This is a genomic window from Pseudomonas kitaguniensis, assembly GCF_049199985.1.
GTDB lineage: Bacteria > Pseudomonadota > Gammaproteobacteria > Pseudomonadales > Pseudomonadaceae > Aquipseudomonas > Aquipseudomonas kitaguniensis.
Genome location: NZ_JBLZPT010000010.1, coordinates 4,324 through 16,961, shown reverse-complemented (window position 1 = coordinate 16,961; position 12,638 = coordinate 4,324). Strand labels below are relative to the sequence as shown.

The 12,638-nt window shown below is 61.0% G+C and carries 10 protein-coding genes; 3 read left to right on the top strand and 7 right to left on the bottom strand.

The features are described from left to right. Nucleotides 1-81: 81 nt before the first annotated feature. The 6 genes from iolG to ACOZK9_RS14225 all read right to left on the bottom strand — a co-directional run bounded on the left by iolG (nucleotide 82) and on the right by ACOZK9_RS14225 (nucleotide 7,717). Nucleotides 82-1,107, bottom strand: coding sequence for a bifunctional inositol 2-dehydrogenase/D-chiro-inositol 1-dehydrogenase (iolG, locus tag ACOZK9_RS14250; protein WP_058411645.1), 1,026 nt, complete (start codon nucleotides 1,105-1,107; stop codon nucleotides 82-84). Nucleotides 1,108-1,126: 19 nt separating this feature from the next. Further along, nucleotides 1,127-3,058, bottom strand: a complete 1,932-nt coding sequence (gene iolD, locus ACOZK9_RS14245; RefSeq protein WP_421556074.1) for a 3D-(3,5/4)-trihydroxycyclohexane-1,2-dione acylhydrolase (decyclizing) — start codon at nucleotides 3,056-3,058, stop codon at nucleotides 1,127-1,129. A gap of 149 nt (nucleotides 3,059-3,207) precedes the next feature. Beyond that, nucleotides 3,208-4,029, bottom strand: a complete 822-nt coding sequence (locus ACOZK9_RS14240) for a TIM barrel protein (RefSeq protein WP_058411647.1) — start codon at nucleotides 4,027-4,029, stop codon at nucleotides 3,208-3,210. Nucleotides 4,030-4,054: 25 nt separating this feature from the next. After that, complete coding sequence (iolB, locus tag ACOZK9_RS14235) at nucleotides 4,055-4,843, bottom strand: 5-deoxy-glucuronate isomerase (protein ID WP_058411648.1); 789 nt, start codon at nucleotides 4,841-4,843, stop codon at nucleotides 4,055-4,057. Beyond that, nucleotides 4,843-5,733, bottom strand: coding sequence for a myo-inosose-2 dehydratase (iolE, locus tag ACOZK9_RS14230; protein ID WP_421556073.1), 891 nt, complete (start codon nucleotides 5,731-5,733; stop codon nucleotides 4,843-4,845). The genes iolB and iolE overlap by 1 nt, the downstream gene beginning before the upstream one ends. A gap of 46 nt (nucleotides 5,734-5,779) precedes the next feature. Next, on the bottom strand, nucleotides 5,780-7,717 hold the full coding sequence (locus ACOZK9_RS14225; protein ID WP_421556072.1) for a bifunctional 5-dehydro-2-deoxygluconokinase/5-dehydro-2-deoxyphosphogluconate aldolase: 1,938 nt from the start codon (nucleotides 7,715-7,717) through the stop codon (nucleotides 5,780-5,782). A gap of 284 nt (nucleotides 7,718-8,001) precedes the next feature. Between ACOZK9_RS14225 and ACOZK9_RS14220 the strand changes: the two genes are divergently transcribed. Beyond that, nucleotides 8,002-8,922 carry a MurR/RpiR family transcriptional regulator gene (locus ACOZK9_RS14220; protein WP_058411651.1) on the top strand — a complete coding sequence of 307 codons (921 nt, stop codon included), beginning with the start codon at nucleotides 8,002-8,004 and terminating at the stop codon, nucleotides 8,920-8,922. 195 nt (nucleotides 8,923-9,117) lie between these two features. Here ACOZK9_RS14220 and ACOZK9_RS14215 read toward each other — a convergent pair whose 3' ends face one another. Further along, on the bottom strand, nucleotides 9,118-10,023 hold the full coding sequence (locus tag ACOZK9_RS14215; protein ID WP_421556071.1) for a hypothetical protein: 906 nt from the start codon (nucleotides 10,021-10,023) through the stop codon (nucleotides 9,118-9,120). A 412-nt stretch (nucleotides 10,024-10,435) separates the two neighbouring features. Here ACOZK9_RS14215 and ACOZK9_RS14210 point away from each other — a divergent pair, with 412 nt between their 5' ends. Together ACOZK9_RS14210 and ACOZK9_RS14205 are read left to right on the top strand one after the other, a co-directional pair. After that, on the top strand, nucleotides 10,436-11,119 hold the full coding sequence (locus ACOZK9_RS14210; RefSeq protein WP_003173528.1) for a response regulator transcription factor: 684 nt from the start codon (nucleotides 10,436-10,438) through the stop codon (nucleotides 11,117-11,119). Continuing rightward, on the top strand, nucleotides 11,097-12,488 hold the full coding sequence (locus ACOZK9_RS14205) for a sensor histidine kinase (protein ID WP_058411654.1): 1,392 nt from the start codon (nucleotides 11,097-11,099) through the stop codon (nucleotides 12,486-12,488). The genes ACOZK9_RS14210 and ACOZK9_RS14205 overlap by 23 nt, the downstream gene beginning before the upstream one ends. Nucleotides 12,489-12,638: the final 150 nt, after the last annotated feature.

Here is a 12,638-nt window from a genome sequence, read left to right as displayed (position 1 = left end):
CTGCTGCTGGAATGCAATCTACTGTGGGAGGGGGCTTGCTCCCCCTTCCACACTGAACGCGTTCCGTCAGTGGGTTGGGCGTTAGCCGTAGAAGTGCGGGCGTGGTGGCAGGCTGACCTTTACGATCTGCTCGCTGCTTTGCGCTTCAATGCACGCGTCCGCTGCCACTGCTGCGGCAAACCCGTCCCACGCCGATGGCCCACCGACCTGGCCGGCGCGCACGCTGTCGATAAACGCCTGCAACTCAACGTCATACGCGCCGATAAAGCGGTCTTTCCAATCCATCAAAATCGCATTCGACAGCTTCGCCTCGCTGCGCAATTGCACGTGCGACGGCTCCGGCAGCTTGGCGATGCCTGTCTCGCCAACCACTTCGCACTGAATGTCGTAGCCGTATTGGCAGTTCACAAACACTTCCACATCGATGCGCGTGCCCTTGGCGGTTTCCAGCAGCACGATCTGCGGGTCACGCAGGTGCGCCAAGGCTTTGCTGGTCTTGCGCGGGAACACCACTTGCACCGACACATAGTCGTCGTTGAGCAACCAGCGCAACACATCCAATTCGTGGATAAGCGTGTCGGTGATCGCCATGTCGGTCTTGTAGTTCTCGCCCACCGTCGGGTTGCGGTGCGCGCAGTGCAGCATCAGCGGCTCGCCGATCTGGCCACTGTCGATCACCGCTTTGAGCGCGCGATAACCGTGGTCATATGGGCGCATGAAGCCGACTTGCACCAGGCGCTTGCCGTGCGCCACCTCGGCGTCGACGATTTTGCGGCAGCCCTCAGCCGTCACCGCCAGTGGCTTTTCGCAAAACACCGGCTTGCCGGCGGCAATGGCGGCGAGCACGAATTCTTCGTGGCTCGGCCCCCAGGAAGTGACCAGAATCGCATCCACCTGCGGCGAATTGATCAGCGCGTGGCCGTCCGCATACACCTCGGCGCTGAGCTGCAAATCTGCAACCACCTTGGCCGCTTGCTCAAGGTTGATGTCGGTCACCGCCACCACCTGGCTATTGAGCAGGGTTTGGCTGCAACGACGAATATGGTCACGGCCAATAGCGCCCGTACCAATGACGCCCAGGCGCAACGAACTTGATTGAAAAGACATACAAACACTCCTCTTGTTATTAGTACTGCCGAGCCTTGGCCAGGCGTTCATTGAGTTGTTTGGCCACCGCGTCAGTCCGCGCGCTGGTAGAGACTTGCGCCACACCGACCCGCCACCACGACAGGTATTTGTGGATCATGGTTTTGGGCAGCACTTTGATATCGATCAGCGTCGACACCGTTTGCGTGCGCGCATCGGCCAGCGCCGCGTGCAGTTGCTCGACGTTGCTGACCTTGTAGGTCTTGCAGCCATAGGCCGCCGCGCTCATGGCGAAATCCACCGGCACGAAACCACCGTCAAGCTTGCCGGTTTGCGGGTTACGGAAACGGAACTCGGTGCCGAAGCTGTCCATGCCGTGTTCCATCTGCAGGTTGTTGATGCAGCCAAACGTCATGTTGTCGAGCAGCACCACGTTGATCTTGCGCCGCTCCTGAATAGACGTGGCCAGCTCCGAGTGCAGCATCATGTAGGAGCCGTCACCGACCAGCGCGTAGACCTCACGCGCGGGTTCTGCGAGCTTCACGCCCAGCGCAGCGTTGACCTCGTAGCCCATGCACGAATAACCGTACTCGACGTGGTAGGTATTCACGCCTTTGCTGCGCCAGCTGCGCTGCAAATCACCCGGCAGGCTGCCCGCAGCGGCGACGATGATCGCGTCATCCGCCAGGCTTTCATTCAGCACGCCGAGCACGCGGCTTTGGGTCAGGCACGAACCGGTCAGCTCGATGAATTCGCGCAGCACGGCCGGGTCCATGTGGTCGTTGATTTCCGGTACAAAATTCTCGGTCTGGTAATCGGCCTGGTAGATGCGGTCCACCTCGGCATCCAGTTGCGCCTTGGCGTTACGTGGCTGCTCGGCCCAGCCCGAGCGATAGTCACCCAACGCGTTCGCCAGCGCTTCCAGGCCCACTTTGGCATCGGCGAGTAACTGAACGCCGTCGAGTTTCAGCGCGTCGCACGGGCTGATATTGAGGTTGAGAAACTGCACCTCTGGGTGTTTGAACAGTGACTTGGATGAGGTGGTGAAGTCGGTGTAACGCGTGCCGATGCCGATAATCAGGTCGGCCTCGGGCGCCAGCAGGTTCGCGGCCAGGCAACCGGTTTCGCCGATACCGCCGAGGTTCAGCGGGTGGCTGGAGACCACCGCACTTTTGCCCGCCTGGGTTTCTGCAAAGGGAATCTCAAAACGCTCGGCGAAGGCTTGCAGGGCGGCATTCGCACCGGCGTACTTGACCCCGCCGCCGCAGATAATCAGCGGCTTGCGCTTGCCCTTGAAGGCTGCCAACGCATCGCCGAGCATCGCTTCGGTGGGTGGGCGCCGGTCGATACGGTGCACACGCTTTTGCAGGAAGTAATCGGGATAGTCCCAGGCTTCGGCCTGCACGTCCTGTGGCAAGGCCAGGGTTACCGCGCCGGTTTCCGCAGGGTCGGTCAGCACGCGCATGGCGTGGATCGCGGCGGTCATTAACTGCTCGGGGCGGTTGATGCGGTCCCAGTATTTGCTCACGGCGCGGAAGGCATCGTTGGTGCTGATGCTGAGGTCGTGGAACTGTTCGATCTGCTGCAACACCGGGTCGGGCTGGCGGCTGGCGTAGACATCGCCCGGCAACAGCAATAACGGAATGCGGTTAGCCGTGGCGGTCGCCGCCGCGGTCAGCATGTTCGCCGCACCGGGGCCAACCGACGAGGTGCACGCGTAGATTTTGCGGCGCAGGTGCTGCTTGGCAAAGCCAATCGCAGCGTGGGCCATGCCCTGCTCGTTACGGCCCTGATGCACCACCAGGTCGCCGCTGTCCTGTTCCAGCGCCTGGCCCAGCCCCAGCACATTGCCGTGGCCGAAAATCGTGAATATGCCGGCGACAAACTTGCTCTGCACGCCATCCACTTCGATGTATTGATTGTCCAAAAACTTCACCAGGGCCTGGGCCATGGTCAATCTTGTCGTGGTCATGTTCGCACCTTGTATGAATGCAAATCCGTCGATCAACCCCCACCCAATGTGGGAGCGGGCTTGCTCGCGATTGCGCTGGGTCAGTAAATGAATCAGGTGACTGACACACCGCTATCGCGAGCAAGCCCGCTCCCACAGGTTGGGCGGCGTCAGGTTCGGGAGCGTTGCAGGTGGGCGATGCTTGCGCCAATGGCCTGCTGAATATCGGGCAGCGCGTGCACGCTTTCGGCAAACGGTTCGAACGACAGGTAGCCGTTGTAGCCGGTGCTGAGCAAGGTGTCGATTTGCGCTGCATTGCCGAGAATATCGCCCTCGCCCACCAGCACGCGGTGGCCGTCGCGAATCGAATTCAGCGGCGCGGCGGCATCCTCGACGCCGGAGATATGCACCAGCCCGGTCAGTTCCGGGAAGAACTCATGCTCGCTGGCCAGGTGATGGTGGAAGGTGTCATGCACCAGGCGAAACACGTCCAGGCCGCCAATCGACTGGATCGCGTCGACCGCCACGCGCTTGCGGCGCAGCGCACATTCTTCAAAGCCCAAAGGTTCGATAAACCCCAGAATGCCGTGCTCACGCAGGATCGGCGCCAACTCGCTCAACGCGGTGCGCAAACCGGCGGCGCGCTGGGCTTCGGTGCGCGTATCACCACGCTCGTTCAGCGGGCACATCACCAGGCCTTGTGCGCCGCATTCACGCGCATAGCTGGCGAGGTTGACCGCTTGCGCGCGGCGCTCGTCGTTCCATACATCAAACGGGTACAGCGCGTTGATCGACAGCACGCTGATGCCCTGCACCGCGCACAACTCACGCACGCGGCTGGCCGGGGTGCCGTATTCGATTTGGTTGCCCTTGAGATCATTGCGGATCTCGATGGCGTCGCATTTGAGGGCCACCGCCAACTGGATGAAATCCGGCAAGGACAGGTTGGGCGCGACCATACGGTTAAGGGCAAAACGTAGCGGCGACTTCATTGTTATTGTTCTCCGTTCAAACCAGTTAGAGGTCCAGCAGCCAGCTGTGCTGCGGGTCGTTATGGAAATGCCAGGCGCGCGTTGGCCCGGCCATCACGTTCAGGTAATAAGACTCGTAGCCGTACGGCACGCTGACCGGGTGGTAGCCCTTGGGCACGACCACCAGGTCGCTGTGTTCCACGGCCATGGCCTGGTCGATGCTGCGGTCGTCGGTGTACACGCGCTGGAACACGAAGCCCTGCGGCGGGTTGATCTGGTGGTAGTAGGTTTCTTCAAGAAAGCTTTGATGCGGCAAATCGTCGGTGTCGTGCTTGTGCGGCGGGTAGCTCGACGAATGCCCGGAGGGCGTGCGCACTTCCACCACCAACAGCGAATGCGCGGGTTCGCTGTCGGGCAAAATGTCGCACACATAGCGGGTGTTGGCGCCTTTGCCGCGCACGCTGCGCTTGCAGTCTTGCGGGCGAATCAAGCGGGGTTCGTAGCCCGCTGCACCGGGCGCGGCGCACACGGCTATTTGCACGTCGCTCAAGGCCGTAACCTCGGCATCGGTGCCCTGCGGCAGGTAGGCGGCGAAGGGTGATTTATCTTCGAACACCGACTGGCGATCACCGAGGTTTTGCCAGTTGAAACCCTCGCCCTGGATATTCACCCGGCCGCTCAGCAGCACCAGGCACAGTTCTTGATCGCCTGCGGTGACCGGCAAGGTTTCGCCGAGGCTCAAGCGGTAGGCGGCAAAACCCACGTACTCCAGGCGCCCGGCTTCGAGCGCGACCATGGTTTGCCCGCGTTTGCTGCTTTTTACCAACAAGCTCATCACTTAGTCCTCTGGTTGAGCAGCGCCCGCAAGGTGTCATAGCCTTTTTTCGCATAGGCATAGCTGGGCGCCACGGCAGGGTCTTGCTCGGCTTCGACCACCAGCCAGCCGCTGTAATGGGCGGCCAGCAATACGTCGAGCAACGCGGCAAAGTCGATGTCGCCATCACCGGGCACGGTGAAGGTGCCGTTGACGATGCAGTCGGGAAAGCTCCACATCTGGTTGCGCGCGAGCTGCACCACCGGCTTGCGCACGTCCTTGAAATGCACGTGGCAGATGCGCTCGATATGCCGGCGCAGCACCTCGATAGGTTCGCCGCCGCCCATGTAGCAATGGCCCGAGTCAAACAACAGGCCGACTTCCGGGCCGGTACGGCGCATCAGCTGGTCGATGTCTTCCGGGGATTCAACGTAGGCGCCCATATGGTGGTGATAGGCCAAACGCACGCCTTGCGACAGCGTGAAGCGCGCCAGTTCGGTAAGTTTGTCGGCGTAGTCCTGCCAGGCGTGTTCGCTGTGAAAGCGCGGGCGTTCGATCAGGCGAACGTGTGAACCCTGGATCGAGTCGGCGACTTCACCGTACACCAGCACGTTGGCGCCGTTGTGTTTGAGCAACTCGACGTGGCCGGCGATGGCCTCGATTTCTTCGGCCACCGAGCGCTGCGCGAGGCGGCTGGAGTACCAGCCGGAGACCAGCGCCAGGTCGTAGGGGCGCAACACATCGCCAACACCTTTGGCGTCTTTGGGGAATTTACCGTTGAGTTCAAACCCTTCGTAGCCGATGTCCTTGCCTTCGCTCAGGGCGGTGCTCAGCGGCGTCTCACCGCCCAGTGCCGGCAGGTCGTCGTTACTCCAGGAGATCGGGTTGATGCCAATTCGGATTGCGGGCATGGCTGCACCTTTTTGTTTTTATCTGACTTAAGATGTGGACCGGCGTCTAGCTTCGGGCACTGCGCCAGGCAGTGATGAGCTGTTCGAAGGTAGCCTGCACGTGCTGAATCAGCCGCTCATCATCGATCTCCCCGGCCATCCACGCGCGGCTCGGTTCGTGGAAGATCGTGCGGCCCACGGCAAACCCTCGGCACGTACTGCTCTGGCTGGCTTGGCGAAACCCTTCGGCGAGGCATTCAGCCGAAGCGTTCAGGCCCAGCAACACCACGCCACGGCAATACGGGTCGCGCTCGTGGATCAGCGCGTCGAGCTTTTTCCACTCCTCAGCCGACTGCGCTTCGATCTTCCACCACGCCGGGTAGATGCCCAGGTTGTACAAGCGCTTGAGGCTGCGATAGAGCACGTCGGGATAAGTCGACGGGTGATCCTTGGGCGGGATGACTTCCAGCAGCAGTTCATGCCCGCTGACCAGCGAGGCCTCGTACACCGCCTTAAATTGCGCTTCTTGTTCCAGGCGCAGCATCGGCTCATCGTCCGGGTGAAATTGCACCAGGCACTTGATGATTTGCTCCTGCGGCCAGGCGATGAGGTTGCTGCCAATCGAGCGGCCGTGTTCAAACGCCAGCGGCCGCGAGTTCTGCACTTCTACCGGGCGCGCGATCCACCAGCCACGACCGCTGGCGGCATTCAGCGCGTCCTGACCAAAACGCTGGTCGGCCAGCAGGCCCACATCGGCTTCAACACCCTGCTCGCGCAGCTTGCTTTCGACACGTTCGATGGCCTGAATAAACAACTGCTTGATGTCGCTGATGCGCGCCGGGGCCTGGCCGCCTTTTTGCGCCAGCTCCACCAGTTGCCAGCGGTGGTCGAAGGCAAACACAAACAACTGCTTCCAGCGTTTGCGCGGCACCGTGACGCGGTGCAGGCGTTGCAGGGTTGCGTCCTGGTCAGGCCGGGTGATCGGCACCGGGCTATTAAACAGGTAATCCAGTTCGGCAGGCGTGGGCATGGCCGGCGCGCACGCGTGGCGCGACACCACCAGGCCGCCGCAGGCATTCGCGAGTTGGCTGCAGCGCTCATCGTCGGCGTCATTCAGCCAGCCACTGAGAAAACCCGACATGAATGCATCGCCGGCACCCAGCACGTTGAGCACTTCAACGCGCACGCCCGGGTAGATCGCGCCGTCTTCCAACCGCGCGGGAATCGCGCCGTGGAGCACCGTGCAACCCTGCGGGCCGAGCTTGAGCACCAGCGTGGCCGGGGTCAGTTCGCGCACGGTGCGCAACGCGGTGAGCAAGTCTTCACTGCCGCCGGCGATCAAAAACTCTTCTTCGGTGCCGACGATCAGGTCGAAGCGCGGCAGGATTTTCTGCACATGCTGGCTGACGTTCTGGTCGGCGACGAACCGCGTTTCGCCATCCGCCTTGCCCGCGAGGCCCCACAGTACCGGGCGGTAATCAATATCCAGCACGCGTTTGACGTTGTGCTTGGCGGCATAGTCCAGCGCCTTGATGCTCGCGGTGTAGACGCCGTCGGTGGAGAAATGCGTGCCGGTGATCAGCAAGGCTTTGCTGGAGGCAATAAAGGCTTCGCTGATGTCTTCGGCGCGCAACGCCATGTCGGCGCAGTTTTCGCGATAGAACACCAAGGGGAAGGTTTCGCGGTCTTTGAGGCCCAGCAGCACCAACGCGGTGAGGCGTTCCGGGTCGACCTTGATGGCGCTGACATCGCAGCCTTCGCGGGCCAGCGATTCCACCAGGAAACGGCCCATATGGTCGTCGCCCACGCGGCTCAACATTGCCGACTTAAGCCCCAGCCGCGCGGTGCCGAAGGCGATGTTGGCGGAGGACCCGCCGAGGTATTTGGCAAAGCTGGTCACGTCCTCAAGCCGCGCACCCACTTGTTGTGCGTAGAGGTCGACGCCCAGGCGCCCGAGGCAAATCAGATCCAATTGACGCCCACTGGCAAAACGAGTCTGGCCCATGCTGGCTCCTGTTATTTTTATCAGCCTGCGTGGTGCCACCGTGGTGACGGCACACGCTCTTGGTGAAAGCAGACTAGAACGTTCAGCGGCGCCAATCAATATTTATTCCATAATTATTTTTAGTGGAATATTTTTTCCAATACCTCGGCATAATGGCATGCCAACCCGGGTGGATCGTTTCAGCAGGCCACCCGCGCCGTGATGCCGGGGTATTTTTTTGCGCCTACCCTGTAGACTTGCGCCCATTATCAGCGCACCAGAACAACCCGTCAGAAGGATTGCCCATGCCCAGCACCGATCAGCCGGCCACGCCCGAGACCACCCAGCAGGACGCTCTCGCCAGCCCCCCGATCAATGCCGAGCGCTTGTTGCAGCTGATCACCGACGAATACGAAAGCCTGCCGCGCCAGCTCAAACGCATTGCCAGCTACATGAGCCAGCAAAGCGACCGGATCATGGTCGACCGCATCAGCGACATCGCTCGCGAATGCGAAGTGCACCCGTCAGCCATCGTGCGGTTTTCGCAGCGTTTCGGCTTCAGCGGGTTCAGCGAAATGCAGGCGCTGTTTCGCGAGGCCTACACCCACAAAACCACGCCGGTGCAGAACTACCAGCAGCGCATCCGCAGCATGATCGCCAACAAATCGCAGAAGGCCAGCGGCGGCGACCTCGCGCGCGAATGCGTCAACGCGACCCTCTCGGGCATCGAGCGCTTGGGGCTGGAGTTGGATGACGTAGCCTTCGAGAAAGCCGTGGACCTGGTGGTCAACGCCGACAATATCTACGTGGTCGGCGTGCGCCGCTCGTTTGCGGTGGCCGACTACCTGGTCTACAACCTGCAACACACCAACAAGCGTATCCACCTGATCTCGGGCCTGGGCGGCAGCTACCGCGAGCAGATGCGCAGCGTGCGCGCGAATGACCTGGTGATTGCGATCAGCTTTACGCCCTACGGCAAAGAGACCCAGCACTGCCTGCGCATCGCCCAGCACCACCAGGCTAAAACCTTGATCATTACTGACAGCAACTTGTCGCCACTGGCCAAGCGCGCGAATGCAGTGCTGTTGGTCAATGAGGGTTCGTCGTTTGCCTTCCGCTCGTTGAGCGCCACCTTGTGCCTTTGCCAGGCGCTGTTTATTGCGGTGGCGTACCGGTTGGAATTGAAGGTGGATGAGATTCACGAGCAGGTCGGCTTCGACGATTAAACGCGCAAAAAAAGTGGGAGGGGGCTTGCTCCCGATAGCAGTTGCTATCGGGGGCAGCCCCCTCCCACATTGGACCGAGCGAGGCTCGGGCTTAGTGCATGAAGATCGCGATCAGGATGATCAGCGGGATCGGTACGCCGAGGAACCAAAGCAGTAATGAGCGCATGATGTTTTCCTTAAATTAGGGGCCTGGAATTAACGGGTAAAGTGTTCGGTTTCGACATACACCACCGCATCGCGGCGGCGACCGCCGAAGGTCGCAGCGAAGCTTGCGAAGAACGCACCGATCAACAGCGCAACGAAGGTCCACAGCGAGGTGTAAGCAGCGACTTTCGCAGCGGTATCGGCGGCTTGCTTGGCTTTAAGCTTGGCGTCTTCGATGGCTTTTTTGGCATCGCCGTACACCTTGTCAATCCGCGCTTCGGCATCAGCTTGGCTCAGGTTGGTGCGCTGGCTGATCAACTGGGCCAGGTAGGTACGGTCTTCGGCGGCCAATTGGCCATCGTTGCTCAGGGTGCGCGTGAAGATGCGCGCCACTACACCGTGCACAGCGTCATCGCTGACGGCGGCTGGGCGGTCATCACGGAACAGGCTGTCGACGTAGTAGCCGAAGTCGCCACTGTTGGCGCCTTGAGCGGCACTGCCGGCGGCTTGAGTGAGGCCACTGGCGGCGCTTGAAGCAACACCTGCACCGGCTTTAACGCCGCCGCTGACCACGCTGCTGACGGAACCCACTACCAGTACTGCGGTAACCAGCGTGGCGACGGCCCAAGCGAGGAAACCATGCGCAGTGTCGCGAAAGTACACTTCATCGCCGTGCATGTTGGCCCATTTCACGCGCAGACGACCGGCGATGTAACCGCCCAGGCCGGATGCAACGATCTGGGTGAATGCCAGCCAGATAATCGTGGAAATGCCAAGGCCCTTGGCGCTGATGCCGCTGTCGGCCCATGGCGATACTGCGGAAAAGCCCAGGCCGAAGCCGAGCAATACCAGAATGAGCGACAATGCGGCGGCGGCGGCGGCGCCAGCAAAGATCGCCCCCCAGGAAACCCCGGAGAGCGTGCTCGACTCTTGTAGCGTGGATGATGAGGTGATCATTGTTGTTTTGCTCCCGGCAGGAAAAATAGTGTTACAAGTCTCAAAAAGGACAGTGCAGGCGGCGTGCCAGCCGGGGTAAAAATTAAAATCGTTGTATTTCAACAAGTTAAGTAAATTGAACTTAGTTAAACCATGCAAGATGCAAGAAATGCCTGATCGGAGCGGGCGTTATGCAATCTCGCTGCGTGGGTAAACAGATCGCTCCCACCTCTGCGTGGGTAACGCACCCCGTGACGCTGCGCGTCAGCCTCCACCATTGGACGCAGAGCGTCCAAGGCGGCCTCCCCGGGCACAGCGTGGGGACGATCCTGTGTAGCGGTTTTGCCAAGATGAAGTTTAATTTAGGAAGCGTTCAGGGATTTATTGGCAAAATGCACTTACTTCTAGTGTGAATCGCTCACCAGGTAATCCTATGACCCGTATTTTGACCATCGAGGATGACGCCGTAACCGCCCGCGAGATTGTCGCGGAGCTGAGCAGCCATGGACTGGACGTAGACTGGGTAGACAACGGCCGTGAAGGCCTGGTGCGTGCCGTGAGTGGTGATTACGACCTCATCACCCTCGACCGCATGCTGCCCGAACTCGATGGCTTGGCCATCGTCACCACCCTGCGCACCATCGGTGTGTCGACGCCGATCCTGATGATCAGCGCCCTCTCCGACGTCGACGAGCGCGTACGCGGCCTGCGCGCTGGCGGTGACGACTACCTGACCAAGCCGTTTGCCTCGGATGAAATGGCCGCACGCGTCGAAGTGCTGTTGCGGCGCAAAAGCACGGTCAAGGAATTCGAAACCGCCTTGCGCGTGGCCGACCTCGAACTGAACCTGATCAGCCGCGAAGCCAGCCGCGCCGACCAACCGCTGACCCTGCTGCCCACCGAATACAAACTGCTCGAATTCTTGATGCGCAACACCGGGCAGATCCTCTCGCGGATGATGATATTCGAGGAGGTCTGGGGGTATCACTTTGACCCCGGCACCAACCTGATCGACGTGCACATCGGCCGCCTGCGCAAAAAAATCGACCCGCCGGGCCTCACGCCGCTGATTCGCACGGTACGAGGTTCCGGTTATGTCATTGCTGAACCCCTCTAAAGGCTGGCGTTCCTCCAGTAGCCGCTTGCTGGCGCTGTACAGTTCGCTGTTTGTAGCGTGGAGCTGCATCCTCATGGGGGTGCTGTACTACGAAGTATCCGGCTACTTGAGCGACTTGTCGCGCCACTCGCTGCTGCAGCGCCAGCACTTGTTCCAGCGTTTCGACGGCGAAGAACTGGTGGAAGCGCTGACCACCAGCATGACCTTCGACATGAAGGGCGTAGACGCTTACGGCCTGTTCGACGAGCAATTTCGCCCTATCAGCGGGCCGATCCGCGCGGTGCCGCCCGACTTGCCGCTGGACGGCAAGATCCACGCGCTGGCCAACTGCGTCGACTCCGACGACCCAAAACTGCCCAAGGACAGCTGCGACGCCGTGGCCACCCACACCGAAGACGGCCGCTGGCTGGTACTGGTGCGCGCCAACGGTTCATTGTTCGGTGTGACCCGCATTATCTGGCACGCGCTGTTGTGGGCACTGTCGCTGACGATTATTCCGGGCGCTGCCGGCTGGCATTTATTACGCCGCCGCCCGCTGCGGCGTATTCGCGGGATACAAGCCAGCGCCGAGGCAATCGTCGCCGGGGACCTGACTCATCGCCTGCCGCTGTCGGACCGGCGTGACGAACTGGACATGCTCGCGGCGATCGTCAACGCCATGCTCGACCGCATCGAGAAGCTGATGAACGAGGTCAAGGGTGTGTGCGACAACATCGCCCATGACCTGCGCACACCGCTCACGCGCTTGCGTGCGCAGCTCTACCGCATCAAGCAACAGGCCGAGGAAGATTCGGTCTACGCGGTAAAACTCGACGACGCGATTGCCGAAACCGACACGCTGATGGCGCGTTTTCGCGGGCTGTTGCGCATCTCGGAACTCGAAGACCATCAGCGCCGCTCAGGCTTTTTGGTGATGGACCCGCTGCCGCTGTTGCGCGAGCTGCATGACTTCTACCTGCCCTTGGCCGAAGAAGGCGAATTGCAATTGCTGCTCGAAGTGCCCGAGTCGCTGCCATGGATCACCGGCGACCGCGCGCTGTTATTTGAAGCGCTGTCGAACCTGTTGAGCAACTCAATCAAGTTTTCGCCAGCCGGCGGTGAAGTGATCTTGCGCGGGGTCAATGATGCCGGTAGCACGCGCATCGAAGTGCACGACTCCGGCCCGGGCATTCCGGCGGCGGAGCGCGATGCGGTGTTCCAGCGTTTTTATCGCGTGGATGAAAGCGACCAACAAGGCGGCTTCGGTTTGGGGTTGTCGATTGTGGCGGCGATCATCAACTTGCACGGCTTCAAGCTGGTGGTCGGCAGCAGCCAGCGCGGCGGTGCGCGCCTGGTGCTGGAATGCCGGCAGCAATTGATGCCCGAATAGACCAGGCTTGAGTGGTTAAAGCAGATCAAAAGGGCTGTTGTGGGGGGGGGGGGGGGGGGGGGGGGGGGGGGGGGGGGGTGGGGGGGTTTTATTTGAGCCACCCCCCAACCGGGATGGGCCGGCCCCCCCGGAGGTGGGTTTTGGTTTTTT

What these genes read in the sequence shown, in the direction of transcription:
- ACOZK9_RS14240 (WP_058411647.1), bottom strand. Translation starts at nt 4,029, where the DNA reads ATGAAGTCGCCGCTACGTTTTGCCCTTAACCGTATGGTCGCGCCCAAC.
- ACOZK9_RS14215 (WP_421556071.1), bottom strand. Translation starts at nt 10,023, where the DNA reads ATGATCACCTCATCATCCACGCTACAAGAGTCGAGCACGCTCTCCGGG.
- ACOZK9_RS14225 (WP_421556072.1), bottom strand. Translation starts at nt 7,717, where the DNA reads ATGGGCCAGACTCGTTTTGCCAGTGGGCGTCAATTGGATCTGATTTGC.
- iolG (WP_058411645.1), bottom strand. Translation starts at nt 1,107, where the DNA reads ATGTCTTTTCAATCAAGTTCGTTGCGCCTGGGCGTCATTGGTACGGGC.
- iolE (WP_421556073.1), bottom strand. Translation starts at nt 5,733, where the DNA reads ATGCCCGCAATCCGAATTGGCATCAACCCGATCTCCTGGAGTAACGAC.
- ACOZK9_RS14220 (WP_058411651.1), top strand. Translation starts at nt 8,002, where the DNA reads ATGCCCAGCACCGATCAGCCGGCCACGCCCGAGACCACCCAGCAGGAC.
- iolD (WP_421556074.1), bottom strand. Translation starts at nt 3,058, where the DNA reads ATGACCACGACAAGATTGACCATGGCCCAGGCCCTGGTGAAGTTTTTG.
- ACOZK9_RS14210 (WP_003173528.1), top strand. Translation starts at nt 10,436, where the DNA reads ATGACCCGTATTTTGACCATCGAGGATGACGCCGTAACCGCCCGCGAG.
- iolB (WP_058411648.1), bottom strand. Translation starts at nt 4,843, where the DNA reads ATGAGCTTGTTGGTAAAAAGCAGCAAACGCGGGCAAACCATGGTCGCG.
- ACOZK9_RS14205 (WP_058411654.1), top strand. Translation starts at nt 11,097, where the DNA reads ATGTCATTGCTGAACCCCTCTAAAGGCTGGCGTTCCTCCAGTAGCCGC.